The sequence below is a fragment of the Metabacillus hrfriensis genome (genome assembly GCF_030127205.1).
GTDB classification, from domain to species: Bacteria; Bacillota; Bacilli; order Bacillales; family Bacillaceae; genus Bacillus_P; species Bacillus_P dongyingensis.
Genome location: NZ_CP126116.1, coordinates 662,077 through 684,582, shown reverse-complemented (window position 1 = coordinate 684,582; position 22,506 = coordinate 662,077). Strand labels below are relative to the sequence as shown.

Below are 22,506 nucleotides of genomic sequence, written 5' to 3'. Positions count from 1 at the left end.
GGTTTTAAATTTTTAATAGATACGTTCTGGAGCTAGACAAACTGCGAAAGATACCTTCTAAAAAAATCTTTCTTTCCCCGTTAGTATTTCCCACAAATAAAAAAGTCCAAATCCCATAGGATCTGGACTCTTCATGTATTTTTTTATTAATGCTTCCCTTTTGGATCAAGCGCATCCCGAAGTCCGTCACCCATTAAGTTAAACCCAAGAACGGTAAGCATAATGGCAAGACCGGGGAAAAACAGTGTCCAAGGAGCCTGAACTAAATATTGCTTGGAATCGGCAAGCATTTTCCCCCATTCAGGATTTGGAGCCTGTGCGCCAAGTCCAAGGAATCCAAGAGCAGCTGCTTCAATAATGGCCGTTGCAATCGCAAGAGAAGCTTGTACAATAATCGGCGAAAGGCTATTCGGCAGAACATGAACAAGCAGAATTCGGGTATCGCTTGTTCCGACCGCTTTTGCTGCGTGTATGTATTCTTCTTCTTTTACACTCAGCACTTTCGCTCTGATCAGCCTGCCAAAGTTCGGAATGTTAATGACAGCAATGGCGATCAGTGCATTCTGCAGGGAAGGTCCTAAAATAGCAACAATCGCAATGGCAAGCAGGATGCTCGGAAAGGCAAGCATGATATCAAAAATCCTTGAAATGATGGTATCAATGATACGGCCGTAGTAGCCTGCCATAATACCAAGAAGCGTTCCCACTATTGCTGATCCAAGGACTGAGAAAAAGCCAACCCACAGGGAAATTCTTGCCCCAAACAGGACTCTTGAAAAAATATCCCGGCCAAAATCGTCCGTTCCAAACCAATGCTCAGATGAAGGAGGAAGCAATCTCTTTGAGAGCTCCTGCTCATCAATGCCTTGAGGGGCAATCAGCGGTGCCGTGATTGCAATAATAACAAAGAAAAGGACGAGAAAGCTTCCTGCGATTGCTAATTTATTTTGTAAAAAGACGCGCAGCTTCTGCTGAAAAGGAGTGACAACCTTCTCCTGTTTTATAATGGCAGTCTGCTGCTCCTGCAGCGATGGTAGTGACATAGCAGTCTCCCCCTTTCCTAATATTTAATCCTTGGGTCAATTGCAGCATATAAAAGATCAACAATCAGGTTAATAAATACAAAAATCGTTGCGATAATTAAGATTCCGGATTGGATAACCGGATAATCACGATAGCTGATGGCATCAAAAATATACCTTCCCATCCCCGGCCAGCCGAAAATGGTCTCTGTTAAAATGGCTCCGCCAAGCAATAATCCAGTTTGCAGTCCAATAATTGTTAAAATCGGAATGATGGCATTTTTTAAAGCATGCTTGTATACAACCCAGAACATATGAAGGCCCTTAGCGCGTGCTGTCCGGATAAAATCCGACTCCATTGCTTCAATCATGGTTGAACGGGTAATCCTTGCAATGATCGCCATTGGAATCGTAGCGAGCGCAATTCCCGGCAGAAGAATATGCTTGAGAACTTCTATAAATTGATCAAATCTTCCATGCAGAAGGGTGTCGAGCAAGTAAAGATTTGTGATAGAATCTATCGGATTCCGAATTTCCTCCCGCCCTGTAGTAGGAAGCCAGCCAAGCTGAATGGAGAAGACATACTGCTCCATTAGTCCAAGCCAGAATATCGGCATCGACACGCCGACTAATGCGATAACCATTGCTGTATAATCAAACCAGGAATTCCGGAACCAGGCACTGATGATTCCTGCATTGATTCCTACCACGATAGCAATTATCATAGCAAAAATCGTCAATTCCATTGTTGCAGCCAAATATGGAGTCATCTCCTGGCTGATTTGTGCTCCAGTTCGAATGGACTGACCAAGATCACCGGTCAGCAGTCCTCCAACATAATCAAAATATTGGATGTACCAAGGCTGATCAAGACCAAGCTGCTGCGTTAATTTTTCGATTGCTTCCTGTGTAGCGCGCTGCCCGAGAATGACCTGTGCCGGGTTGCCCGGAATGGCTCTGATTATAGAAAAAACGACTAGTGTCATCCCAATTAAAACCGGTATGAGCAATCCAATTCTTCTTACTGTGTATGAAACCATCGTCTCACCTCGCATTTATTTCTGAAAAAAGGAGGAGGACAAGTCCTCCTCCTTCAAGATTACTTAAATTCAACCTTTGTTAAAATGTCAGATCCAGTTGGGTGCGGCATGAATCCAGTTAAGCTGCTGCTTCCGGCCAAAATTGGCGTTGAGTGAGCAATCGGGATCCAAGGTGCATCTTCTTTAATGATTTCCTGCGCTTTTTTATAGAGCTCGTTGCGTTTTTCCTGGTCAGCATTAGACTGTGCTTCAATCAGAATGTCATGAAGTTCATCATTGCTGTAGTACGTATAGTTATTGCTGCCGATGCTGTCTTTGTCTAAAAGAGTATAAAGGAAGTTGTCAGCATCTCCATTATCTCCAGTCCAGCCGAGCATAAAGGAATCCGCTTCCCCTTTGCTTGCTTTGTCTAAATAAGTTGCCCAGTCATATGTTTTGATTTCAGCTTCAACACCGATTTTTGCAAAGCTTGACTTAAGAACTTCTGCCACTTTCATACCCTCTGGCATATACGGACGCGGTACAGGCATTGCCCAAAGCTCCATTTTAAAGCCATCAGGATGTCCAGCTTCAGCAAGAAGCGCTTTTGCTTTTTCCAAATCATACGGGTATGGCTCGATCTCATCATTATAGCCTTCTAATGAAGGCGGCATTGGATTTTTCGCAGGTTCAGCAAGGCCGCCATAGAAAGAATCAATAATCGCCTGTTTATCTACTGCATGGTTCAATGCCTGACGCACAAGTTTGTTATCAAGAGGCTTGCGGTTTGTCGTTAATCCGACATACCCTATATTCATGGACGGACGCTCAAACGTCTGTAAATCTTTATTGCTTGTAATAGATGCAGTATCAGATGGATTCACTCCATCCATTAAATCAATTTCTCCCGTCTGCAATGCATTTAAGCGGGCTGAGTTTTCCGGAATGGATTTAAAGATTACCTGATTTAATTTCGGGTATCCTTTCATCCAGTAGTCTTCATTTTTCTCAAGAACGATTCTGTCGTTCGGCTTCCACTCTACAAATTTAAATGGCCCTGTTCCAACAGGATTTTCTCTGAATTTATCTCCGTGCTTTTCAATTGCAGCAGGACTTGCAATTCCAAATGGAGACATCGCAAGGTTCTTTAAGAAAGGAGCTTGCGGACGCTTTAGTGTGAAAATAACTTTATTCTCACCTTCTGCTTTCACTTCTTTAATAACATGGCCTTCATCCTTTTTAAATCCGCCAAACATTGTGTAGTAAGGGAATTTATCGGCATCCCCATTCATCCAGCGCTCGAAATTGAACACAACAGCTTCAGCGTTGAAGTCCGTTCCGTCATGGAATTTAACACCTTCTCTTAAAGTAAGAGTATACGTCAGGTTATCTTCAGAAACTTCCCATTTTGTTGCAAGACCTTCCTGAACAGTTGTATCCTGCTCACCGTAATTCAACAGTGTTTCAAATACGTTGACAGTTACTTTAAATGCTTCTCCCTCTGTTGTTGTAATTGGATCAAGTGATGTAGAATCCCCGCCGCGTCCAAAAACAAGACTATCCTGTTTCTTTTCGCTGCTTCCGCCTTCTGATTTACCATCTGATGAGGTGTCATCTGAGCTGCATCCCATCAATGCCGCTGATAACAGCAGCACAAACATAATTGAGACCAACAGGCTTTTCTTTTTCACGCATACATCCCCCTATTTCCTATTAATCAAACTATTAATCAATCTATCAATCACATCTGTGCCATTATTGATATAAATGACACGCGACATAATGACCTTCTTTTACTTCAGTCCATGCGGGCTTTTTCACCTTGCATGGTTCAAAGCAGGCAGGGCATCTCGTATGAAAAGCACACCCTTTAGGCGGATCGGCCGGACTCGGAAGATCCCCTTTTAAAACAATCTGTTCTTTAACTGCCTCAGGATCCGGGAGAGGCACGGCAGAAAGCAGCGCTTTTGTATACGGATGCAGCGGTTCAGCGTACACCTGCTCGCTGTCTGCAAGCTCTACTAAACTTCCCAAATACATGACTCCAAGCCGGTCACTGATGTGGCGAACCACTCCCAGGTCGTGGGAAATGAAAATATAAGTTAATGAAAATTCCTTTTGCAGGTCTTTTAATAGATTCAGAATTTGAGATTGAATGGAAACATCAAGAGCAGAAACTGGCTCATCTGCAATGATCAGCTTCGGATTCGTCATCAATGCTCTTGCAATCCCGATTCTTTGCCGCTGTCCTCCGCTGAACTGATGCGGGTATCTTTTTCCGTAAGCTTCATCTAGACCGACAATTTTCAGCATCGTTTTTACTTTTTGCCTGCGCTGCTCCTTGTTTCCAATTTTATGTACGATAAGCGGCTCTTCAAGAATTCGCTCTACAGTCATTCTAGGATTGAGAGATGCATAAGGATCCTGAAAAACCATCTGCAGCTCCCGTCTCATCTTTCTCATCTCTTTTTGAGACTTAGAGAGCAGCTGTTCATCCTGAAATGAAACAGTGCCTTCTGTAGCATCGATCAGTTTCAGCAAAAGCCGGCCCATAGTTGACTTCCCGCAGCCCGATTCACCGACGATTCCAAGTGTTTCTCCTTCATATACTTCAAAAGACAAATCATTTACCGCCTTGACTGCACCTACTTTTCTGCCAAACACTCCGCCATTTATCGGAAAATGCTTTGACAGCTTGTCAACTTTAAGCAAAGGCTTCGTCATGATGAATAGCCTCCTCTCGTGCCAGAAAGCATCTTGATTGATGGGAATCCTCTAACTTGTACAGCGGAGGTGCATCATTTATGCACTCAGCCATTGCATATTCACAGCGCCCTGCAAACAGGCATCCCTGTTGAACGGTGCCAGGACGCGGCACCTGCCCGGAAATGGAATATAGCCTGTCATTTTTATGCCGGATATCAGGCACTGATTTCATAAGCCCTTTTGTGTAAGGATGCTTAGGATTTTTGAAAATGGTTTTGACGCTTCCCTCTTCCACAACTTGACCTGCATACATGACCATGACGCGGTCACACATTTCTGCTACCACACCAAGATCATGTGTGATAAAGACAATGGACGTTGCAAGCTTTTCATTTAGGTCTTTCATTAATTTCAGTATTTGCGCCTGAATTGTTACATCAAGTGCAGTTGTCGGCTCGTCGGCTATAAGCACCTTCGGATCGCAGATCATCGCCATCGCAATCATGACACGCTGCCTCATACCTCCGGAGAGCTGATGGGGATATTCTCCGTATAACTCCTCAGGTCTCGGCAGTCCTACCAGCTTTAGAATTTGAATGACCCGGTCCTTTGCCTGTTTTTTAGTTAAGTTCTGATGAACACGAAGTGACTCTTCAAGCTGGTTGCCTATTTTAAATAATGGATTGAGCGAAGTCATTGGCTCTTGAAAGACCATCGCGATTTCATTTCCGCGCATTTTCCGGAGTGATTTTTCGTTCAGCTTCAGAAGATCCTTCCCTTGAAACAGCACTTCTCCTGTAAGCTTTGATGTTTTCTTTGGCAATAGCCCCATAATCGAAAGCGATGTCACACTTTTTCCGCATCCCGATTCTCCTACAATACCTAAAATTTCTCCCTTATGTACGTCAAAGCGAATGGAATCCACAACACGCGTTTCTTCTTTGCTTTGCATAAATGTAATGCTTAAATCCCTGATTTCTAAAATTTTTTCCCGTGTCAGACCGTTCACCCCCAGTGAGGACACTCTTTTTCCAACACCATAAAAACATATGATGCCGGATCATCCTCTTTGCTCTCTCTTGATATTTCTGTAAGATACTATTCAAAATACAAAAAAATTGGATATGTACAAATTATAGACTAAATATTCTAAATATTAAAATAGTCCTTTGTACCTAAATAGTTTTATTGCATTACTTTGATAAAGTGATTATGTTAATTAAATTCATGTCCTTTGAAGCACTTTTGAAGCATTTTTGAAGCAAAAAAAATAGCAATCCCGAAAGGATTGCTTGTTTTACTTAATATGGAATTCTTTTTTCCTAAAAATGTGATTTTATTATGATAGAAAAACATGAACTAATCCAATTGCTGAATCTGGAATAGAGAATAATAATGGCCTTGCTTCTCCATTAGCTCAGAATGATTCCCCTGTTCTGCAATTTTCCCGTTTTCTACGACAACAATTTTATCTGCATGTGTAATGGTTGAAAGACGATGAGCTACGATAAACGTAGTTCGGTCCTGAGCAAGCTTCTCCAGTGCTTCCTGTATGAGGTGCTCGCTTTCCAAATCAAGAGCTGACGTTGCTTCATCAAGAACAAGTATAGGAGGATTCTTTAAGAAAACTCTTGCAATGGCAAGTCTTTGTTTTTGTCCGCCAGAAAGCTTAACCCCGCGTTCACCGACTTTTGTATCATAGCCTTGAGGAAAGCCTAAAATGAATTCATGGGCGTTTGCAGCTCTTGCGGCTTCAAACACTTCTTCATCCGATGCTCCAGGCTTGCCGATCAGAATATTTTCTTTAACAGACTGACTGAATAAAAACGTATCCTGCATAACCATACCAATTTGATCTCTCAGGCTTTGAGCCCGGTAGTCTCTGATATCAATCCCATCAAGAAGAATGCGCCCTTCTGAAACATCGTAAAAACGCGGAATCAAGCTGATGAACGTGGATTTCCCGCCTCCGCTCATGCCTACTAAGGCAACTGTTTCCCCTCTGTTCACTTTTAAAGAGACATGATCAAGGATCATCGGTTCTTTCTCTTCATATTTGAACGAGACATCTTCAAATTCAATTGTTCCATTTACCGCTTTTGCTTCTATTGCATTCGGTTTGTCTGTGATATCGTACTCTTCATCAATTAGTTCAAACACACGGTCCATGGATGCCAGGGCCTGAGTGAGAGTAGTTGACGAAGTAACAAGGCGTCTGAGCGGATTATAAAGCTGATCAATATAAGCAATAAATGCTACCATTGTCCCAACTGTCATGTTCCCATGAATAACTTGATAGGCAGCATATGATATAACAAGCAGGGGGGCAACATCCGTAATTGTATTCACAACTGCAAACGTCTTAGCATTCCAGCTTGTATGATCGAGCGCTTTCGTTAAAAAGTTATGGTTTTCTTTATCAAATTCAGCCTGCTCATGTTCTTCAATGGCAAAGCTGCGGATGACAGGCATACCCTGAACTCGCTCATGAAGATGTCCCTGCACCTGCGCCAGAGCTTGAGATCTTACTCTAGTCAGATGTCTCAGCTTTCCGTAAAAGTACTTGACGGAAAAGCCGTAAAGAGGAAACAGAATGATTGATACCAGTGTAAGTTTGATATCCATTGTAAACATGATGATCACTGCGATCACGATTGTAAAAATATCAAGCCATACGTTCATTAGACCGGTGATGACAAAGTTTTTCGTTTGTTCAACATCGTTGATGATTCTCGAGATAATTTCTCCCGCTCTTGTGTTTGCATAGTAGCGGAGACTGAGTTTTTGCAGATGTGTAAACAGGCTGTCCCTTATATCATAAAGGATTTTGCTGCCTGTCCATTGTGCAAAATATTGACGATAATATTCAATTGGCGGCCTGACTATAAGGAAAATGGCGAACATGATTCCCATTATTGTCAGCAGCTTTGCCGTTTTTTCATCCGCTGACATTTTTCCGCCTAATATATCATCTACTACATACTTAAGCAGCAGCGGTGTTAATAAAGGAATAGAGAATTTTATAATTCCAATTAGGATCGTTCCTGCTATTTGAAATTTATATGGTTTGACGAATTTCATGTAACGCTTTACAGAACTCAAGGGTCTTTGTCTCCCCCTTTCTTTGTCTATTTTGCGCGCAGCAGAACATCTCATACCTGCCTTTGCAGCGCATTGATTGGCTTTAAAAAATATACCGGCAAAAAGAATAAGCCTGTTTATCAAACAGGCTTTCAGGCTGTGCATCCCCAAATCTGCTATCTATATGCTGTACATCAGGAAGTGTGAACGGATAACAAATCATTTTACATGTGTTAAATAACGTTCATACCACTCATCGATAAATTCTGCTGAGAACGGACCTTTTTGCTGTCGGATCCAGCGCAGCAATTTTTCAAGGTTGCTCTTTAAAATAAGATCGATGACATCAGGATAATTCATTTTTTTACGGTGATATTCATATTCATCTTCATCTAAGATGATATAGGTCATATCAGGAAAAATTTTAACATCAAGGTCATAATCTATGTATTTCAGCGCTTCATCATCCCATGCGAATGGCGAGCTTATGTTGCAATAATAATAAATGCCGTCTTCCCGGATCATGCCTATTACGTTAAACCAGTACTTAGTATGAAAGTAACAAATGGCAGGTTCACGGGTAATCCAGGTTCGGCCATCGGATTCTGTCACAACGGTCCTGTCATTTCCGCCGATAATACAATGCTGACTAGCCTTCAATACTGTTGTTTCATCCCAAATTCGGTGGATATGCCCATCATGTTTGTAGCTATGAATTTGTATGTTATCTCCTTCCTTGGGAAATCCCATTTTACTCCCCTACTTTCCGTATCGCCGCTTTGCTAAAGAGCAAAGATCTTCAACTAATTGTTTTTACTATTATACCGTTTGCAGGAAAAAAAAGAAAATAAAAGAGCCGCCCCTGAGGTTTTGGGAGACTCTTGAAATAGCCTTTATTTGCGTAATGGCAGAACAGCCTGATAAGAAAGAATTACCTCTTCTGTCTGCTTTTCAAACACTTTCTGAATCATATGCAGTTCATCCTTCATAAAGTCAATCTCTGACTCAATCTCCTTGCATTTTATTTCATCCGGAAAACTGCACAGCTGCTCCTTTAACTGCTGACATCTCTCAATTTCAGACTGCAGGCACAGCAGCTTTTCCATCGTCTGGAGCTGGCTGCCGACTAATTGATCAAAATCTTTCAATCCAACTACACCTCTCTCTTCCGTCTTGCCTATTTGTACACATACTTTTTCTTCTTCATAAATCATTTTCCTTTGACTTTATATGTTGAGGAATAAGAGGTTTTGTCGGATGCAGAATTGTGCAGATTGTTACATTGTCGGGCCAGCTGCTCTATTAAAAACGTTGAAAGGGATTGTCAACGCTAAAATAAAAATAGAAAAGACACTTCTTCTCACAAGGAAGAAGTGTCTCTTATTTAGCTGTTTTTAAAATTAAGAGTTTTGGTTTTTCTTAGCTTCAGCTTGTTGATTTTGTTTTTTCACTTGTTGAGCATCTGTTTCAGTAGCGAACTCAGCTCCGAATTGTTGTTGACCTTGCGCAGCTTGAGCGTTTTGTTGTCTTACTTGTTGTACGTTAGTGCCAGCTTGAGTTTTGTTTGGTTGTTGTTGATTTGCCATGATTATCACCTCCACGAAATATATCATGTCCCGGAGGTGAAATTAATATCCAAAGGTTTTAATTTTTTTTGATTTTTGCAGTTTTCTACATCAGAAGGGAACGTCCGCCATCCACGATGATGGTCTGTCCTCTGATCATCGATGCCTGGTCTGAAACGAGAAATTCAACAGCATCAACCATATCTTCCATATCCACCATACGTCCTGCAGGAGTCATTCTTTTCGCATCAGCAAGCAGTTCCTCGCGGTTTGGAAAATGCTTCAGTGCTTCTGTATCAACAGCTCCGCCTGAAACAGCATTCACTACAATATTTTTTGATGCAAGCTCGACTGCCAGGTAGCGTGTCAAAGATTCGAGCGCAGCCTTTGATACTCCGACTGTGGTGTAATTTTCAAGAACGCGGATCGAACCTAAAGAACTGATGCTGACTATTGTTCCTCCGCCATTTTTCTCCATTCTCTTCGCAGCTTCCTGAGCACAGAATAAAAGAGCTTTGCTGTTAATATCCATAGTCCAGTCCCAATGGCTTTCTTCAAGCTCCATTAATGGTCTTAATACACCTGATGCAGCATTGTTTACAAATATATCTAAACGGCCGAAGGTCTCATCTATTTCGGCAAACATTTCTTTAATCTTTTCAGGTTTTCCTACGTTTGCTTTTACTACAAGCGCCTTTACGCCAAGCTCTTCAATTTCTTCTGCTGTCTGAAGAGCTGCACCTTTGCTTCTGGCATAATTGATGACAATATTGTATCCCTGCTTAGCAAGACGGAGTGCGATTGCTTTTCCGATTCCGCGGCTGCTTCCTGTAATTAGTGCTGTTTTGTTCTGGTTCATTTTTACATCTCCTTATTTGCTGTTAATCGTATAGTTGCTTTTATTGTATCAAACAATAGGACAAGCGAGTAGTAGAGGAGGATTGCTTATGTATGTAGGCCGTGATATGACTGAATTATCCATGATGTCCATCCATGAGTGGAAGGACAATGAATTAGCTTACTTTCATCATGGACTTCAGCAAATGATGCTTTATTTAAACGCCGAAGGACAAACAATACACCGTGAGATCATCCAGGAAATTGAAGAACGGGGCGGTTTAAACCGCAATGAAGCTGATTACACACACGGGACAAAAATAAGCTATGACTAACACGAATCGGCCGTAATCAGGCCGGTTTTGTGTTTTTAAATGAAGCATGCATATCAATTTGTTCACGGGTGAAAAACTCCTATCTCTGTAAATTATGTAATTATGGCAAACTCACTTAATTTCCACAAATTTTTTTGCACACTCTCACCCGTTTTATCAAAAACATTACTGAAGTGACATCTGATAAATCTTCTGATGTGAAACAGGAAACGCGTATCTCTGCATTTCAGTTTCTGTCACTTTTACAAGATCTTTATAGCTGCTGCCAGGTTTAAGCTGACCGGTATAGACGGAAATGTTCCAGACTAAATGAGAAAATATATGCTGAATGGTGCCTGTAAGCGGTTCAAGCTCAGCATCAGTCCCATATTCATCATTTAGGAAATTCACAAGCTGTTCTTTTTGCGAGACGATGTCAATCGATGTTTCACAGTTTGGAAACTCCCATAAATTTGCGAGAAGTCCTGAAGAATTGCGTTTATGGATGTAATAATGGCCATCTTCATCTTTAAGAACGGCAGCGGCCATAGTGACTTGCTTAGGCTTTTTCTTCTTGCTTTTGACAGGGAGGTCACTTTGAACACCTTCATGGAACGCGTGGCAATGCTCCCTGACAGGGCACATAAGACATGCTGGGGACGTTGGGGTGCAAATAATCGCGCCAAGCTCCATTAATGCCTGATTAAATTCTGAAGGCTGTTCCTTTGAGATTACCTCATATAGAATGTTTTCAAAAATCTTGCGTGTTTTCGGCTTTGCGATATCCTCCCAAATAGATAGAATACGCGCCATCACTCTCATCACATTACCATCTACTGCCGGCTCCGGCACGTTGTAGGCAATGCTCAAAATGGCCCCTTTTGTATAAGGACCCACTCCTTTTAGTTTACTGATCTCCTCAGGTGTATCAGGTACAATGCCCCCGTAGCTGCTCATGACCTCTTTAACAGCCGAATGCAAGTTGCGTACTCTTGAATAATAGCCAAGTCCCTCCCACGCTTTCAGAACATCTTCTTCATCCGCATCAGCCAGTGCTTCAAGTGTCGGGAACTTTTCTGTGAAGGCAAGAAAATACGGAATTACTGTATCAACTCTTGTCTGCTGAAGCATAATTTCAGAAACCCATATTTTATAAGGATCCTGATCAAGTCTCCAAGGCAGATCTCTTTTCTCAAGCAAATACCACGAAATTAAATCTTTTCTAAATTCGTCTATATTCATTGAATGTAAATTTTTTTCAATTGAGTCGAGCATATTTAAATATCCTCCGTATGTTATTTTTATAGGAAATTTGGGAAAATAGATGGTAGGCTTTCATTTGAGTTTTAAGAAAGTATAAAAATTTTGCGCTTTGATTTCTAGCTCCGCGCCCAGAATAAAATCTCCAAAAAAATACAACCCCGGACTTTTCGGGTGATTTCTTATCTGTCTGTCGGTGCTAAACGGGCGCTTGCGCTTTGATTGTGTCAACTAAAAAATCATACAGCATTCGCCGCAAATTAAAAAGGGGCAGGCATGCCTACTCACAAAAACCATAATAATCAGTAATATATCCTATAAAATAAAGGGATGAGAAAACCTTATACATCATATGAAAGTGACAGGAGGTTTTAATGGGTGGATACAGGCACACATGTTGTGATGGGTATTGCTCTCGGCGGGCTTGCAACACTTGATCCGGCAGTAGGCACAGATCCTGTGACTGCACAGGCTGTTATGATCGGAGCCATTGCAGGGTCTCAGGCTCCCGATCTTGATACCGTATTAAAATTCAGAAATAACGCTAAATATATTCGCAATCACCGTGGGATTACTCACTCTATACCTGCTGTAATTCTTTGGTCCGTTTTAATTACTGCTCTTTTGTACTGGATCATCCCGCGAGCTGATTTGCTGCATTTGGCCGTATGGACCTCAGTTGCTGTTGTACTTCATGTATTTGTTGATATTTTTAATGCTTACGGAACCCAGGCACTTCGTCCATTTTCAAAAAAGTGGATCGCACTTGGCATGATTAATACCTTTGATCCAATCTTGTTTTTGATTTACACAGCAGGAATTGTGGTTTGGATATTTGGAACACCTGCAGGCTATACATTTATAACTGTCTTTATCGTTGCATTCGGGTACTACATTCTCAGATTTATCATGAAGAGAAGAATTGTTCATAAAATCCATGAGAAATATGGCGATGTAGAAAAAATCATTATTTCTCCGACGATGAAATTCAGAAAATGGCGGATCGCGATCATTTCAAAAAACCATTATTATGTGGGACGTTCACTTAATAATGAACTGACAATCCTTGATGAATATGACCGGGTTCCAGTACCTCAAACAGATGTTATTCAAGCTGCTGAACAGGATGAAAATATTTCTGCGTTCTTATCTTTCTCCCCTGTTTACAGGTGGGAGGTTGACGAATATACAGACCATTACGAGGTGAAATTTATCGACTTGCGCTACCGGAGCAAAGGGCATTATCCCTTTGTTGCCATCGTTCAGCTCGATCAGGATTTAAACATTGTCAGTTCTTATACAGGCTGGATATTCAGTGAGGAAAAGCTCAGAAAGAAATTGGATTTATTGCCTGAATAGAAGACTTGAGCCTAACAGAGAACAAAAACGCCTGATTTCATTATCTGGGCGTTTTTTTAGTTTTTCGGGGAATTATAGATGGTGGTGGAATCCACAAACAAGCTTACTTTCGTTTTTTGGGGACTCATATCACTACTTTGAGTCCTCTAACAAGGCTGCTCTCCGGTTTTGGGGACTCATATCACTCCTTTGAGTCCTCAAACAAGCTTACTCTCCGGTTTTGGGGACTCATAGCACTCCTTTGAGTCCTCTAACAGGTTTACTTTCCGGTTTTGAGGACTCATACCACTCCTTTGAGTCCGCTAACAAGGCTGCTCTCCGCTTTTGGGGACTCATAGCACTCCTTTGAGTCCTCAAACAAGCTTACTCTCCCATTTAGAGGACTCATACCACGCCTTTGAGTCCTCTAACAAGCTTACTGTCCGTTTTTGGGGAATCATAGCACCCCTTTGAGTTCTCAAACAGGTTTACTTTCCGTTTTTAAGGACTCATACCACTCCTTTGAGTCCTCTAACAAGGCTGCTCTCCGGTTTTGAGGACTCATACCACGCCTATGACTCCTCTAACAAGGCTGCTCTCCAGTTTTGAGGACTCATACCACACTTTTGAGTTCTCTAACAGGACTACTCTCCGCTTTTGAGGCTCATAGCATGACTTTGAGTCCTCAAACAAGCTTACTCTCCGGTTTTGAGGACTCATAGCATGACTTTGAGTCCTCAAACAAGCTTACTCTCCCATTTAGAGTACTCATACCACGCCTTTGAGTCCTCAAACAAGCTTACTCTCCCATTTAGAGTACTCATACCACGCCTTTGAGTCCTCAAACAGGTTTACTTTCCTTTTTTGAGGACTCATAACATGACTTTGAGTCCTCAAACAAGCTTACTCTCCCATTTAGAGGACTCATAGCACCCCTTTGAGTCCTCAAACAGATTTACTTTCCGTTTTTGAGAACTCAAAGATGGCCACTAATTCTTTAAACAGGACTACAAATCGGTCAAAAAAAACGGGTACAAATTTCGGTGAAATTCAGTACCCATTTTCATCTATATTTTTCGGTTATCCCCTTCAATAAAGATAACATTTCTCATGAATCAAACTTTTTTAATGCAGCAAATGATCATCATCATTCAATAAATGTTTATATTTAGGATTTGTTGCTAAAAACTCATGCAAATGCTCACCGTAGTTGGTAATCCACTGCGTCACTATTTTCTCCGTTACATTTTTTCCGCGGTATTTTTCGCCAGCTTTGGCGTAGGTTGCTTCAAAATCCTCCCAAAGGAGTTCAATCCACGTCCGGGCTTTTTCATAGCTTAAAGACGGATTTTTTTCCATCAGCAGCTTAGTTAAACGTTCATAATATGTTTCCATTTTTCATCACCTCGTGGCATTGATTCTTGCTTATAGTTTTAGCATCAGCATCACATACTATAAATACGCTTCAGTTATTGAAGCTATTTTAAACCCATTGGAGGTCATACGCATGCGGAATAAAGCAAAAGACTTTCCGATTCAATCCAGCAATAAGTTTGAGGGAGAACCAAGAGCAAAAGATGACTTCGCCTCAAAAAGAGCGAATGGTACGACCAACACTAACCCGCAGGAAAGAATGAGAGCATCAGGCGAACGCAATGATATTGGTTCTTGATTTTGCATAAATTTTGCGGAGGTGCTTATAATGGGTTCAAACCATAAGAAGTTCTATAACAACAGATATGAAAATCCGTTTCAGCAGCCCTGGGCTAATCCTAAACATGCACATTCTCAGGTAAATGGACAGACACAGCTGACCCAGGACTTAATTATTTTAGAAGCACAAACAAGAAAAAGATCATAGATTTTTAATGAATAACGAATCATGCTGAATGAAAATATTCAGTGTGGTTCGTTTTCATCCTTTTTCTCACCGAGCATTGAAATCGGAATACCCTCTTCTTCACTTGGGCTTTCCAGACGATAGCCCCAGGCAAAGACACCATTCATATAGGTGATTTTGAAAAACGTTCCTGGTGCCCCTTCTATTTCATAAACCTCTCCCGGCAAGAAGCTGTCCGGATTCAGTAAATAGGCTTGCGCCATTGTCATTTTACGATCTAAAACCGCAAATTCATTAACCATTCCCAATTGTTCCGCTTTACGAGCTTTTTCACGCAGCTGGGCAATTTCTGTTTTTAGCTCATATTCAGTCAGAGTACTGTATCGTTTTGTCTGCAAAATGATCATCCTTTCTCATTTCTTTAAAATAAGTATAGAATATAAGTAATAATTAGAAGGAGTGAGCCAATGTCAGCTATAGTTATTACAGGAGCCGGATCTGGGCTTGGGCGAGCACTTGCTCTGCAATACAGCAATAGTTTTAATGAAATTATTTTAATCGGGAGAAATCAAGAACGGCTTCAGCAAACAAAAGACATTCTGCTGCAAAGCCAGGAGCTTGAAGTCTTTACATATACCGTGAATATCCAAAACCAGCATGAAGTAGAGACTTTATGCACATCGTTGTTCACCAAGCACGATGCAGCTGCACTCATTAACAATGCGGGAGTAGGCCACTTTGGGCCCGTAACTTCATTATCTGCTGAAGAAATCAGTGAAATGCTGGATACAAATGTTAAAGGCACCATTTTTTTAACCCAGGCTTTTATAAAAGAATTTACGAAAAAAGGTACAGGTAAAATTCTAAATATTATCTCTACCGCCGGACTGCGGGGCAAGGTAAACGAAAGTGTGTACGTCGCATCGAAATTCGCCGTCAGAGGTTTTACAGAAAGTCTTGTAAAAGAGCTGGACGGAACGGACATTTCGATTGCCGGAGCTTATATGGGCGGCATGGATACACCCTTTTGGGACAATAACGAACACATTAAGGATAAAACCCGTCTTAAATCACCGGCAGTTATTGCAGAAAAGATTTATCGTCTTGATGACGGCAGAACAGAAATCATTGCAGAGTAGGATATCAATCCTGCTCTTCTTCGCTTAAATAACGGTCGATGATTTCAATTGAGAAACCCTTTCTGTATAAAGCCTGCTTCATTTTCATTTTATATTGTGACTGTGCTGCTCCTTTGGCATACTTCCTTTTCAGTTTTTCTGCCTGAAGAACAAGAGAATTCCACTCTTCTTCATCATTATTTTCATACATTAATTCTTCTTTTACAATAGAAATGACATCATAGCTGAAGCCTTTTCTCATAAGTGTCTGTTCCACTTTTTGCTTAATCTGTACAGTGGAGATCTTCGATTCTTTCCGAACGACCTTTTCGGCGTGGACCATCGCTTGTTCCACTTGATCTTCTTTTGAATACTGCAAAAGAGCTTTTTCGGCAATGTCCTTGCTGATTCCTTTTAATGAAAGCTCCTGCTTCATCACACCGGGCCCTTTTCCGCCGGTTTTCCAGTGCGTGCGGATATAAGCATCTGCAAACTCTTCATCGTTTACATACTTATAGTGGCGCAGCTGGTGCATCACTTCAGAAACAACGGCTTCTGCATATTCTTTTTTCAGAAGCATGTCCGCAACTTCTTTTTCGGAGCGCATTCGGAATCCTAAAAATTCAATGGCTTTATTGAACGCTTTTTTCACGGAATCTCCATATTGAATTTCCAGGATTTCCATCTCGTCCAGTTCAAGACCTTTTTTAAGACCGAATTTTAAAAGGACATTCTGATCGACACTGAATGCGAATTTTTCGCCGTTTCCCTCATTCAAAAAGATATTGAAACGCTCTTCACTGCTTTTTTGAGCCGTAATTTTCGTTATTATTGGCATATTGACACCTCTCCTTCATCTTATCATATTTCGCTTTTAGAAGGCTTAGTGTAAGCGACGGCGCACCATTTAAAGAAACTTATGTTTCTCAGCATATTAAGAAGGATTATCGGGGTTTGATTGCTGAAATATAAGGATAGAGAATAACAAGGAGTGATACAATGAAAATTGCGATTGCTGGCGGAACCGGTTTTATAGGAAAGAAGCTCACTGACTATCTTTTAGAAAACGGAAACCAAGTGCTGATTTTGAGCAGAACGAAAAAAGAAAGTACGAAATCCGGACTTCAATACATTGAATGGATGACTGAAGGTGCAGCTCCTGAACGCGAACTAGATGGAATAAGTGCTTTCATTAACCTTGCAGGTAAATCCATAAATGACAGGTGGACGGATGAAGCCAAAAAACAAATTGTTGAAAGCCGAGTCAAAACGACCAGTGAAGTATACAGGATCATTCAAAACCTGGAGACTAAGCCAGAGGTGCTAATAAATGCAAGCGCGGTCGGAATTTACGGGACATCGGAAGAAGAGACATTTACAGAGGAATCACGACCGAAAGCATCAGACTTTCTCTCAGAAACGGTTATTAAATGGGAGCAAGAAGCAGCCAGGATATCAGACCTTGGTGTTCGGACTGTATTTACCCGCTTCGGTATTATTTTAGGAGAGAAAGGCGCTCTTCCTTCTATTGTACTGCCTTATAAATTATTTGCTGGAGGAACGGTTGGCTCCGGTACACAATGGCTGTCATGGATTCATATAAATGATGTAGTGAAACTTATTCACTTTTTGCTTCTTCAAAAATCGATTGAAGGTCCTGTTAATGCAGCATCTCCAAATCCTGTTCAAATGAAGGATTTCGGAAAAACGGTTGCCAAAGTGCTGCACCGTCCTCATTTGGTTCCCGCACCAAGCTTCGCTTTAAAGCTGGCACTCGGAGAAAAAAGCATGCTTGTTCTCGAAGGCCAGCGGGTGATTCCGAAAGTCGCACTGGAAAATAACTTTCAATTTTCTCATTCAGTGCTTGAAGAAGCTCTATCTGACATATTAAAATCCACATAAGGACACCAGAATAGGAGTTTATCATGGATAGCTTTTTATTTAGGAACGCAACAATTTATCCCGTTACATCAAAAGTACTTTATCAATCCGATCTCTATGTTTCCCGCGGCAAAATTACGGCAATCGGCAAACAGCTGCCATGCCCGGAAGGAACTAAAATCATTGACTGCAAGGAGCAATTCTTGTTACCTGGCTTCATTGATGTTCATACACATCTTGGCCTTTATGATGAAGGTACAGGATGGGCAGGAAATGATGCCAATGAAACCATTGAAGTGCTCTCTCCTCACATTCGCGCTCTTGACGGGGTTCATCCTCTTGATCAAGGTTTTAAAGATGCCGTTCAGTATGGCATTACCACCGTTCATATTATGCCTGGAAGTGCAAATGTGATCGGAGGCACAACATCTGTCATTAAAACACATGGCGTAAATATTAAGGACATGATCGTCGTTGAAACGGCCGCTTTGAAAATCGCACTTGGGGAAAATCCTAAACGCATTCACAGTCATGGCAACAAAGATTCCATTACGAGAATGGGTATTATGGGGATGCTCAGAGAGGCTTTTTACAAAGCACAGTGCAGCAAAGAGCCTGATGATTTCAGATCCATTTCCATCCGCAAAGTGCTAAATCGCGAAATACCGGTACGTATTCATGCTCACCGTGCAGACGATATCCTTTCAGCCATACGATTTGCTGAAGAATTCAATCTTGATTTCAGAATTGAACATTGTACAGAAGGACATCTTATTGCAGATGAGTTTATAGGCAAAAACATAAAGGTCAGCGTAGGTCCTACTCTGACAAGAAAGTCCAAAGTAGAGCTTAAAAATAAAAGCTGGCTTACTTATCAGGCATTAGCAGACCGCGGCGTTGAGGTCTCCATTACAACAGATCATCCATATACACCTATACAGTACTTAAATGTTGTGGCATCCATCGCCGTAAGAGAAGGTTTTGAGGAAAAATTGGCGCTAGAAGCCATTACCATTACTGCTGCCAAAAACCTGTTAATTGATGATCGCACAGGGAGTCTTGAAATAGGAAAAGACGCGGACATAGTCCTATGGAATCACCACCCTTTTCACTACCTTGCAAAGCCCGAGCTGACAATGATTGACGGGAAAATCGCCTTTCAAAAAACCTGAATTTCCCTCTTGAAATATACGCATTTTCCCGCATGAAAAAATGTACTTAAATTCATAAAAAAATAACAAAAAAATAGTTTCATTTTGAAAAAAAATCGAGTATGATACGAGAGGATAGAGTAATAAAATAATTACTAAAAACCGAATGATGCAAATGCGTGGGAAGGCAAATGGTGCGCCACCAGTAAACTGGTCCTAGTGGGTTCGATTCCCACCCCGAAATTTTTTTATCTAATTTAAAAAATTTCGAGGGTGGGACTTCAACACGACAAGTCTGTAAGTCTGCCCTCTGGTTGGAGGGATAGCAGATGCTAAAAAAACGTGATATTCAAGACAGTCAGCCGCTCTATGATCAAATGGTTCACCCTGATGTCTTCCCTTTTGTGCGCCACAAAGCTGCATCAATTGATGAATATCTATTTTTAACCAAACAAACGATTGAAGCAGAAGAGCGCGGGGAATTGATTTCACGTACCATTCTCGATGAATGGGGCTCTCCAATCGGAACGATCAGTTTATTTGATGTTCAGGACAATGCGGGGTTTCTTGGTACATGGCTGGGGAAGCCATTTCACGGAAAAGGCTATAACCAGGCTGCTAAAGATGCTTTTTTCAATGAACTCTTTTTTGAGCTTGACATTGAACGGATTTTTCTCCGCATCAGAAAGAAAAACATTCGCTCAACAAAAGCCGCTGAAAAGCTGCCTTATGTCGTAAATGCCAATGAAACAAGAAAGCCTCTTCTCGACGAAATCAATCAGGGCGAGGATATTTATAACTTATACGAAATTTCAAAAGACCTATATACCTTCTATACGATGCGTACTGCCGCTGAAACCGGGGAACAGCATCTTAAAGAAGCATAATGATACAAAACCTGCTTATCTTCTTGAGCAGGTTTTTTTGTATGAGATTCATGAAAGATGACAAAAATAGTGCTGACACATAAAAGAAAGGGTGAACGAAATGGCTGATAAAAGAAAACGCGAAAAAACCCGCAATTCTTTAAGCGGTGCACAGGAAGTAACCTATTCAAGAGCTTTTAAAATGGCTGACCGTGCAGGCGGATACATAAACAGCAAATCAAGTCATTAACTGCCAGCATACCATCCTCCAGTTGAGATAAAACTAAGCAATGAACATATGAATGTTCAAGCTAACTTCAGGGGGGCTAAAAAATGGGCAGAGCAAACAGTCAGCATTCTAGAAGCAAAAGCAAAAATGATTTAGCACAAGTTCCAAAAAATCTTAAAAAAGAATCTGATGGAGTTTATGAAGAATATTCGGCTGAACTCGCAGATCAGGCAGATAAAACAGCTCAAGCAAGAGCTAAAGCTGCAGATGAGCGTCAGGGAAAATAAACGATTTATATACGATACAAAAAGGAGAGTGCTTAATGCGCTCTCCTTTTTATTATTTCTCTTAGATAATCTGTGGATAATGTTATCCACACCCATGTGAATTTTGTGGATAATATAAATTAGACACATATTAATATGATTGAATGAAAAATTGTCAGATTTTTTAGTAATATTGTGGACAACCTCTATTTAAACTGTGAATAATGTGTATAAATTTGTGGACCCTTTAAATTTTATGGGTTTTCATTGTGGATAAATATTTTAATGGATATTCGTATATTTTTTGGAGATTTTACAAATTTTAACTATACATCAATGATTGTCATCATGATATCTGAAAAAGAGCTGCCAGCAGGCAGCTCTTTTTTTATTTATAGCATCTCCAACTAAAAGTATGTCATGTTTCCTTACACGAATAAAGAAATCTCCATTCACTAATAGTAGAATAAGTGAATATTTAAAAAAATTAAATTAGGAGAGATGATAATGAAATTAAATGACTTGAGAAAAAGCGGTCATGCCCCTTCCCTCTTTGCATCATTTCTTTATTTTGATGTCAGTTTTATGATTTGGGTTTTATTAGGGGCATTAGGGGTTTATATTACAAAGGATTTTGGACTTTTACCAGCTGAAAAAGGATTGATTGTGGCCATTCCAATTTTAGGAGGATCGTTATTCCGGCTCATTTTAGGTATTCTGACAGACCGTATCGGCCCTCGGAAAACAGCAATCGGCGGTATGCTGGTTACAATGATTCCCCTTTTGTGGGGATGGTTATTAGGAGAAAGTTTAGCAGAACTTTATATGATTGGAATCTTGCTTGGAGTTGCAGGTGCAAGCTTTGCTGCTGCTCTTCCTATGGCCAGCCGCTGGTATCCTCCCCACTTGCAGGGCCTTGCCATGGGGATAGCTGGAGCAGGAAATAGCGGTACACTTTTTGCAACATTATTCGGACCGCGTCTTGCAGAATCAATTGGCTGGCATAATGTAATGGGATTAGCCTTAATCCCTTTATCTATCGTTTTCGTCATTTATCTATTAATCGCAAAGGACGCTCCATCACAGCCTGCTGCTAAACCAGTCAAAGAATATTTTAATGTATTTAAAATGAAGGATACTTGGTATTTCTGCCTGCTATATAGTGTAACCTTCGGAGGTTTTATAGGGTTTACCAGCTTTTTGAGCATCTATTTTGTGGATGAATACGGGTTAACCAGGGTTAGAGCAGGTGACTTTGTAACATTATGTGTCATCGCAGGCAGTTTCTTTCGTCCAGTTGGAGGATTTATCGCAGACAAGATAGGCGGAGTTAAACTTCTATTGTTCTTGTTTGTTGGCGTTGCGATCAGTATGCTTGGAGTTAGTGTTCTATCATCTTTTACTGCCGTTACGGTTCTGCTGTTTCTCGGCATGCTGTTCCTTGGTATGGGTAACGGAGCTGTCTTTCAGTTAGTTCCACAGCGATTTCCCGAAGAAATTGGTTTTATTACCGGAATTGTAGGGGCAGCTGGCGGTGTAGGAGGATTTCTTGTACCAAACATACTTGGTACTTTAAAACAAATTACGGGCACATATGATGCTGGATTTGCCGTTTTTTCTGTAGTTGGAATTGCCGCATTGACGATCTTAATATCAGCACAGTTTTCGTGGAGAAAGACGTGGATTATCAGTAAGAAGTCAGTCAAAATTTAGCTTTAATTACGCATTTTCTTCTATAGTAGAATTTAGATAATATTTAACAAATAAGTTGGTGAAAATCAAAAAACACTTAGATATTTTCTAAGGGTCCGTTTACAGGGGGAAAACTTAAAATCTCGCACCGCTTTTAGAGGTGTTTTTTGCATACTAAAACCCAGTCCCTTTAGGACTGGGCTTTTTGATCCGTATTCAAATCTTACTCCATTATCCCCCCTTTAATAGAATAACTACAATATGGCCTCAGTCCTAAATTGCTCAACCCACAATTTGTCTTTAACTAACGCACCCTGCTTT

The 22,506-nt window shown here is 40.9% G+C and carries 25 protein-coding genes; 11 read left to right on the top strand and 14 right to left on the bottom strand.

Annotation, left to right across the window (positions count from 1 at the left end):
- Positions 1 to 146 precede the first annotated feature (146 nt).
- The 10 genes from QLQ22_RS03510 to fabL all read right to left on the bottom strand — a co-directional run bounded on the left by QLQ22_RS03510 (position 147) and on the right by fabL (position 10,252).
- A complete protein-coding gene (locus QLQ22_RS03510) occupies positions 147 to 1,043 on the bottom strand; it encodes an ABC transporter permease (RefSeq protein ID WP_223439748.1) in 897 nt (298 codons plus the stop codon).
- A gap of 17 nt (positions 1,044 to 1,060) precedes the next feature.
- Positions 1,061 to 2,062, bottom strand: a complete 1,002-nt coding sequence (locus tag QLQ22_RS03505; RefSeq protein ID WP_223439746.1) for an ABC transporter permease — start codon at positions 2,060 to 2,062, stop codon at positions 1,061 to 1,063.
- Between the two features lie 59 nt (positions 2,063 to 2,121).
- Positions 2,122 to 3,732, bottom strand: coding sequence for an ABC transporter substrate-binding protein (locus QLQ22_RS03500; protein ID WP_284016010.1), 1,611 nt, complete (start codon positions 3,730 to 3,732; stop codon positions 2,122 to 2,124).
- 64 nt (positions 3,733 to 3,796) lie between these two features.
- Complete coding sequence (locus tag QLQ22_RS03495) at positions 3,797 to 4,765, bottom strand: ABC transporter ATP-binding protein (RefSeq protein ID WP_223439741.1); 969 nt, start codon at positions 4,763 to 4,765, stop codon at positions 3,797 to 3,799.
- The gene (locus tag QLQ22_RS03490; RefSeq protein WP_420828856.1) at positions 4,746 to 5,699 is read right to left on the bottom strand and encodes an ABC transporter ATP-binding protein; all 954 of its coding nucleotides are present in this window, start codon (positions 5,697 to 5,699) and stop codon (positions 4,746 to 4,748) included. Before QLQ22_RS03490 ends, QLQ22_RS03495 begins: the two co-directional genes overlap by 20 nt.
- A gap of 407 nt (positions 5,700 to 6,106) precedes the next feature.
- Positions 6,107 to 7,828, bottom strand: a complete 1,722-nt coding sequence (locus tag QLQ22_RS03485; RefSeq protein WP_420828855.1) for an ABC transporter ATP-binding protein — start codon at positions 7,826 to 7,828, stop codon at positions 6,107 to 6,109.
- A gap of 219 nt (positions 7,829 to 8,047) precedes the next feature.
- Positions 8,048 to 8,578: a nucleoside tri-diphosphate phosphatase gene (gene ntdP / locus QLQ22_RS03480; RefSeq protein ID WP_133313127.1), complete on the bottom strand. Its 531-nt coding sequence runs from the start codon at positions 8,576 to 8,578 to the stop codon at positions 8,048 to 8,050.
- Between the two features lie 143 nt (positions 8,579 to 8,721).
- Complete coding sequence (locus tag QLQ22_RS03475) at positions 8,722 to 9,042, bottom strand: YgaB family protein (RefSeq protein WP_338037014.1); 321 nt, start codon at positions 9,040 to 9,042, stop codon at positions 8,722 to 8,724.
- 186 nt (positions 9,043 to 9,228) lie between these two features.
- On the bottom strand, positions 9,229 to 9,414 hold the full coding sequence (locus QLQ22_RS03470) for a gamma-type small acid-soluble spore protein (RefSeq protein WP_223439737.1): 186 nt from the start codon (positions 9,412 to 9,414) through the stop codon (positions 9,229 to 9,231).
- An 85-nt stretch (positions 9,415 to 9,499) separates the two neighbouring features.
- On the bottom strand, positions 9,500 to 10,252 hold the full coding sequence (fabL, locus tag QLQ22_RS03465) for an enoyl-[acyl-carrier-protein] reductase FabL (RefSeq protein ID WP_223439735.1): 753 nt from the start codon (positions 10,250 to 10,252) through the stop codon (positions 9,500 to 9,502).
- 88 nt (positions 10,253 to 10,340) lie between these two features.
- On the opposite strand from fabL, the gene QLQ22_RS03460 reads away from it, so the two are divergent.
- Complete coding sequence (locus QLQ22_RS03460; protein WP_223439733.1) at positions 10,341 to 10,565, top strand: hypothetical protein; 225 nt, start codon at positions 10,341 to 10,343, stop codon at positions 10,563 to 10,565.
- Positions 10,566 to 10,730: 165 nt separating this feature from the next.
- Here QLQ22_RS03460 and mutY read toward each other — a convergent pair whose 3' ends face one another.
- Entirely contained in the window at positions 10,731 to 11,819 is a 1,089-nt protein-coding gene (gene mutY, locus QLQ22_RS03455; RefSeq protein WP_284016008.1) for an A/G-specific adenine glycosylase, read from the bottom strand.
- Positions 11,820 to 12,182: 363 nt separating this feature from the next.
- On the opposite strand from mutY, the gene QLQ22_RS03450 reads away from it, so the two are divergent.
- Positions 12,183 to 13,163, top strand: a complete 981-nt coding sequence (locus tag QLQ22_RS03450; protein WP_284016007.1) for a metal-dependent hydrolase — start codon at positions 12,183 to 12,185, stop codon at positions 13,161 to 13,163.
- A gap of 1,104 nt (positions 13,164 to 14,267) precedes the next feature.
- On the opposite strand, the gene QLQ22_RS03445 is transcribed toward QLQ22_RS03450, so the two are convergent.
- Entirely contained in the window at positions 14,268 to 14,537 is a 270-nt protein-coding gene (locus QLQ22_RS03445) for a YfhJ family protein (protein WP_223439727.1), read from the bottom strand.
- Between the two features lie 112 nt (positions 14,538 to 14,649).
- Between QLQ22_RS03445 and QLQ22_RS03440 the strand changes: the two genes are divergently transcribed.
- Complete coding sequence (locus QLQ22_RS03440; protein WP_252208029.1) at positions 14,650 to 14,814, top strand: small, acid-soluble spore protein K; 165 nt, start codon at positions 14,650 to 14,652, stop codon at positions 14,812 to 14,814.
- Between the two features lie 30 nt (positions 14,815 to 14,844).
- Positions 14,845 to 15,003 carry a YpzG family protein gene (locus QLQ22_RS03435; protein WP_223439723.1) on the top strand — a complete coding sequence of 53 codons (159 nt, stop codon included), beginning with the start codon at positions 14,845 to 14,847 and terminating at the stop codon, positions 15,001 to 15,003.
- A 38-nt stretch (positions 15,004 to 15,041) separates the two neighbouring features.
- Here QLQ22_RS03435 and QLQ22_RS03430 read toward each other — a convergent pair whose 3' ends face one another.
- Positions 15,042 to 15,380 (bottom strand): YfhH family protein, encoded by a 339-nt coding sequence (locus QLQ22_RS03430; RefSeq protein WP_223439721.1) that lies wholly within the window; start codon positions 15,378 to 15,380, stop codon positions 15,042 to 15,044.
- A 69-nt stretch (positions 15,381 to 15,449) separates the two neighbouring features.
- Between QLQ22_RS03430 and QLQ22_RS03425 the strand changes: the two genes are divergently transcribed.
- On the top strand, positions 15,450 to 16,121 hold the full coding sequence (locus QLQ22_RS03425; RefSeq protein WP_223439719.1) for an SDR family NAD(P)-dependent oxidoreductase: 672 nt from the start codon (positions 15,450 to 15,452) through the stop codon (positions 16,119 to 16,121).
- Between the two features lie 4 nt (positions 16,122 to 16,125).
- Here the strand turns inward: QLQ22_RS03425 and recX are convergent, their stop codons facing one another.
- Entirely contained in the window at positions 16,126 to 16,938 is an 813-nt protein-coding gene (recX, locus tag QLQ22_RS03420) for a recombination regulator RecX (protein WP_223439717.1), read from the bottom strand.
- Positions 16,939 to 17,099: 161 nt separating this feature from the next.
- Here recX and QLQ22_RS03415 point away from each other — a divergent pair, with 161 nt between their 5' ends.
- The 6 genes from QLQ22_RS03415 (at position 17,100) to QLQ22_RS03390 (ending at position 22,206) form a co-directional block, all read left to right on the top strand.
- On the top strand, positions 17,100 to 18,002 hold the full coding sequence (locus tag QLQ22_RS03415; protein ID WP_252208027.1) for a TIGR01777 family oxidoreductase: 903 nt from the start codon (positions 17,100 to 17,102) through the stop codon (positions 18,000 to 18,002).
- Between the two features lie 23 nt (positions 18,003 to 18,025).
- Positions 18,026 to 19,153, top strand: coding sequence for an amidohydrolase (locus QLQ22_RS03410; RefSeq protein ID WP_223439713.1), 1,128 nt, complete (start codon positions 18,026 to 18,028; stop codon positions 19,151 to 19,153).
- A gap of 308 nt (positions 19,154 to 19,461) precedes the next feature.
- Complete coding sequence (locus tag QLQ22_RS03405) at positions 19,462 to 20,019, top strand: GNAT family N-acetyltransferase (RefSeq protein ID WP_252208026.1); 558 nt, start codon at positions 19,462 to 19,464, stop codon at positions 20,017 to 20,019.
- A gap of 100 nt (positions 20,020 to 20,119) precedes the next feature.
- Entirely contained in the window at positions 20,120 to 20,248 is a 129-nt protein-coding gene (locus QLQ22_RS03400; protein WP_083328406.1) for a YfhE family protein, read from the top strand.
- An 83-nt stretch (positions 20,249 to 20,331) separates the two neighbouring features.
- Positions 20,332 to 20,514, top strand: coding sequence for a YfhD family protein (locus QLQ22_RS03395; RefSeq protein WP_223439710.1), 183 nt, complete (start codon positions 20,332 to 20,334; stop codon positions 20,512 to 20,514).
- Positions 20,515 to 21,000: 486 nt separating this feature from the next.
- Positions 21,001 to 22,206: a NarK family nitrate/nitrite MFS transporter gene (locus tag QLQ22_RS03390; RefSeq protein WP_284016006.1), complete on the top strand. Its 1,206-nt coding sequence runs from the start codon at positions 21,001 to 21,003 to the stop codon at positions 22,204 to 22,206.
- Positions 22,207 to 22,506: the final 300 nt, after the last annotated feature.

What these genes read in the sequence shown, in the direction of transcription:
- QLQ22_RS03510 (WP_223439748.1), bottom strand. Translation starts at nt 1,043, where the DNA reads ATGTCACTACCATCGCTGCAGGAGCAGCAGACTGCCATTATAAAACAG.
- QLQ22_RS03505 (WP_223439746.1), bottom strand. Translation starts at nt 2,062, where the DNA reads ATGGTTTCATACACAGTAAGAAGAATTGGATTGCTCATACCGGTTTTA.
- QLQ22_RS03495 (WP_223439741.1), bottom strand. Translation starts at nt 4,765, where the DNA reads ATGACGAAGCCTTTGCTTAAAGTTGACAAGCTGTCAAAGCATTTTCCG.
- QLQ22_RS03490 (WP_420828856.1), bottom strand. Translation starts at nt 5,699, where the DNA reads ATGCAAAGCAAAGAAGAAACGCGTGTTGTGGATTCCATTCGCTTTGAC.
- QLQ22_RS03485 (WP_420828855.1), bottom strand. Translation starts at nt 7,828, where the DNA reads ATGAAATTCGTCAAACCATATAAATTTCAAATAGCAGGAACGATCCTA.
- ntdP (WP_133313127.1), bottom strand. Translation starts at nt 8,578, where the DNA reads ATGGGATTTCCCAAGGAAGGAGATAACATACAAATTCATAGCTACAAA.
- QLQ22_RS03475 (WP_338037014.1), bottom strand. Translation starts at nt 9,042, where the DNA reads ATGATTTATGAAGAAGAAAAAGTATGTGTACAAATAGGCAAGACGGAA.
- QLQ22_RS03470 (WP_223439737.1), bottom strand. Translation starts at nt 9,414, where the DNA reads ATGGCAAATCAACAACAACCAAACAAAACTCAAGCTGGCACTAACGTA.
- fabL (WP_223439735.1), bottom strand. Translation starts at nt 10,252, where the DNA reads ATGAACCAGAACAAAACAGCACTAATTACAGGAAGCAGCCGCGGAATC.
- QLQ22_RS03460 (WP_223439733.1), top strand. Translation starts at nt 10,341, where the DNA reads ATGTATGTAGGCCGTGATATGACTGAATTATCCATGATGTCCATCCAT.
- mutY (WP_284016008.1), bottom strand. Translation starts at nt 11,819, where the DNA reads ATGCTCGACTCAATTGAAAAAAATTTACATTCAATGAATATAGACGAA.
- QLQ22_RS03445 (WP_223439727.1), bottom strand. Translation starts at nt 14,537, where the DNA reads ATGGAAACATATTATGAACGTTTAACTAAGCTGCTGATGGAAAAAAAT.
- QLQ22_RS03440 (WP_252208029.1), top strand. Translation starts at nt 14,650, where the DNA reads ATGCGGAATAAAGCAAAAGACTTTCCGATTCAATCCAGCAATAAGTTT.
- QLQ22_RS03435 (WP_223439723.1), top strand. Translation starts at nt 14,845, where the DNA reads ATGGGTTCAAACCATAAGAAGTTCTATAACAACAGATATGAAAATCCG.
- QLQ22_RS03425 (WP_223439719.1), top strand. Translation starts at nt 15,450, where the DNA reads ATGTCAGCTATAGTTATTACAGGAGCCGGATCTGGGCTTGGGCGAGCA.
- recX (WP_223439717.1), bottom strand. Translation starts at nt 16,938, where the DNA reads ATGCCAATAATAACGAAAATTACGGCTCAAAAAAGCAGTGAAGAGCGT.
- QLQ22_RS03415 (WP_252208027.1), top strand. Translation starts at nt 17,100, where the DNA reads ATGAAAATTGCGATTGCTGGCGGAACCGGTTTTATAGGAAAGAAGCTC.
- QLQ22_RS03410 (WP_223439713.1), top strand. Translation starts at nt 18,026, where the DNA reads ATGGATAGCTTTTTATTTAGGAACGCAACAATTTATCCCGTTACATCA.
- QLQ22_RS03405 (WP_252208026.1), top strand. Translation starts at nt 19,462, where the DNA reads ATGCTAAAAAAACGTGATATTCAAGACAGTCAGCCGCTCTATGATCAA.
- QLQ22_RS03400 (WP_083328406.1), top strand. Translation starts at nt 20,120, where the DNA reads ATGGCTGATAAAAGAAAACGCGAAAAAACCCGCAATTCTTTAAGCGGT.
- QLQ22_RS03395 (WP_223439710.1), top strand. Translation starts at nt 20,332, where the DNA reads ATGGGCAGAGCAAACAGTCAGCATTCTAGAAGCAAAAGCAAAAATGAT.
- QLQ22_RS03390 (WP_284016006.1), top strand. Translation starts at nt 21,001, where the DNA reads ATGAAATTAAATGACTTGAGAAAAAGCGGTCATGCCCCTTCCCTCTTT.